This window comes from Okeania sp. SIO2B3, assembly GCF_010672525.1.
Classification (GTDB): domain Bacteria; phylum Cyanobacteriota; class Cyanobacteriia; order Cyanobacteriales; family Microcoleaceae; genus Okeania.
In genome coordinates this window covers 1-1,687 of sequence record NZ_JAAHGH010000233.1, presented here as the reverse complement: position 1 = coordinate 1,687, position 1,687 = coordinate 1, and the positions used below count along the sequence as shown (strand labels likewise).

The 1,687-nt window shown below is 32.4% G+C and carries 3 protein-coding genes; all 3 read right to left on the bottom strand.

Going from position 1 to position 1,687, the window contains the following annotated elements; all coding sequences use genetic code 11:
- Nucleotides 1-182 (bottom strand): hypothetical protein (locus F6K15_RS37870; protein WP_293071242.1); only part of this gene is annotated, 182 nt, incomplete at its 3' end.
- Between the two features lie 44 nt (nucleotides 183-226).
- Nucleotides 227-754: a PAS domain S-box protein gene (locus tag F6K15_RS37865; protein WP_363269578.1), complete on the bottom strand. Its 528-nt coding sequence runs from the start codon at nucleotides 752-754 to the stop codon at nucleotides 227-229.
- A gap of 6 nt (nucleotides 755-760) precedes the next feature.
- On the bottom strand, nucleotides 761-1,027 hold the full coding sequence (locus F6K15_RS37860; RefSeq protein WP_293071238.1) for a (2Fe-2S) ferredoxin domain-containing protein: 267 nt from the start codon (nucleotides 1,025-1,027) through the stop codon (nucleotides 761-763).
- Between the last annotated feature and the right edge of the window lie 660 nt (nucleotides 1,028-1,687).

The following is a 1,687-nucleotide window of genomic DNA, read 5'->3' as shown; positions in this document are numbered from 1 at the left end:
CGACCATAGCGAGTATCATTGAGACGAGCATCCTGTTGAATAGTATTTACCGCCCAAAAAGAAAAACTACTCATTAGCAAAGACACCATGAGGGTGACAACTGCCATGAGTTTGGTCTGGAGATAGCAAATAATGGGTTGGTTAGGACTTATGAGGATAATAAATCTTAGACAGGGAAATATTTTTCCCACTGTTGCCTGTTGCCTGTTGCCTGTTGCCTGCTATATTAGAGAGTTTCTTGATTTACCATTTTGATAATTTTTAATAAACTGACTTTTGTTTCTGCAGTTGTTTCTCCTAATAAACCAGCAATTTCTTGCACTACTTTCATCTGATGATCGACTACTTCATTTACTTTACTAACTGTTTCGTTTCTCAGATTAATCATTTCTTGTTTTCGTTGCCATTCATGGGTAATATCAACCATAATACAAGCAATTAAATTTTGGTCGCGAATAGGAAAAATTACTTCTTTTACATATAAAATATCTGCTTCAAAATTTGCTTGATTTTCAGGTTGATATTTTTTTTCTTTCCCTCGAATTACTTCATCTTTTTCCCAGACTTTTTGAAAGTCTGTTAAATCTTCTAAAACTATAGATGCTGGTTGACCAATAATCTCTGTTTGATTGACATTAAACATTTTACAAAATGCTGGGTTAACTAGAGTAATATTCATCTGAGTGTCAACAACAATTAAGCCATTGGGGTCATATTCCCATAGAATTTGCCAGAGATTTTTTTCGTTAGTCAAGATAATTTACTCCTTTGATTTGTTAATAGTGGGTAAGATTTCTGCTTGGAATTTTTGTTCAATATTTTCGGGGTTAATTTTGATGAATACTTGGTTTTTGTATTTCATTACAATTCCATCACTACAAGATTCTAAACAAAATGAACCTTTTAATTCTATTTTGTCTTCTAGGTGATATTCGCTAATCATACTTTGAAGTTTTGGTAATACTTCATAAACTCCTAGTTGATGACAAGCTGAACCCATACAAAGATATAAATTTTCTTTTTTCATAGTTCATTTTTCTCGGGAGTAGGGGAGTAGGGGAGTAGGGGAGTAAGGGAGTGGGGGAGTAAGGGAGTAGGGGAGAATTAAACATAAGAATAATTAACAGTAATTGGCGTGCTAATTATCAAAAAGGTTATTTTGCCTGTGTTAATTACTTAATAATTGAAGTTTCACCTAAGTATAGCATTCTTTTTTCACACTTGGTATAAAAATAGTTAGTAAGAAAGAGTCAAGAGAATAAAGACAAAAATTTAACAGCGAATAAGGTGAGTATAGCTGAAGTAAAAAGTCAATTTTTGCCCTCAATAAAAAATAAAGAGGAAGATATTTTTGGTGATAGGAAGTAGGAAATTTTCACCTCTATTGATACTTCTAGAATGCTAATTTATATTGAGAATTTTCTGACTTCTTTCTTCTTGTTTATTCCTGATTTTAATTGCGAGAAACTGCATCTAAGAATCAGGTGAGTATAGCTGAAGTCAGAAGTAAATCTTTCCTCTCAATCAAAAACAAAAAGAAAGATACAGCAGATTCCATTAAAGGTGAGATAGACCTATAGATGGCTAGATTGCCTCACTACAAATATTTAATTGTTAATCTCTGTACTTCTTATTTATGGGAGGAATATGTTGTATTTTTGACCATAGGAAGTAGGAAATTTTCATA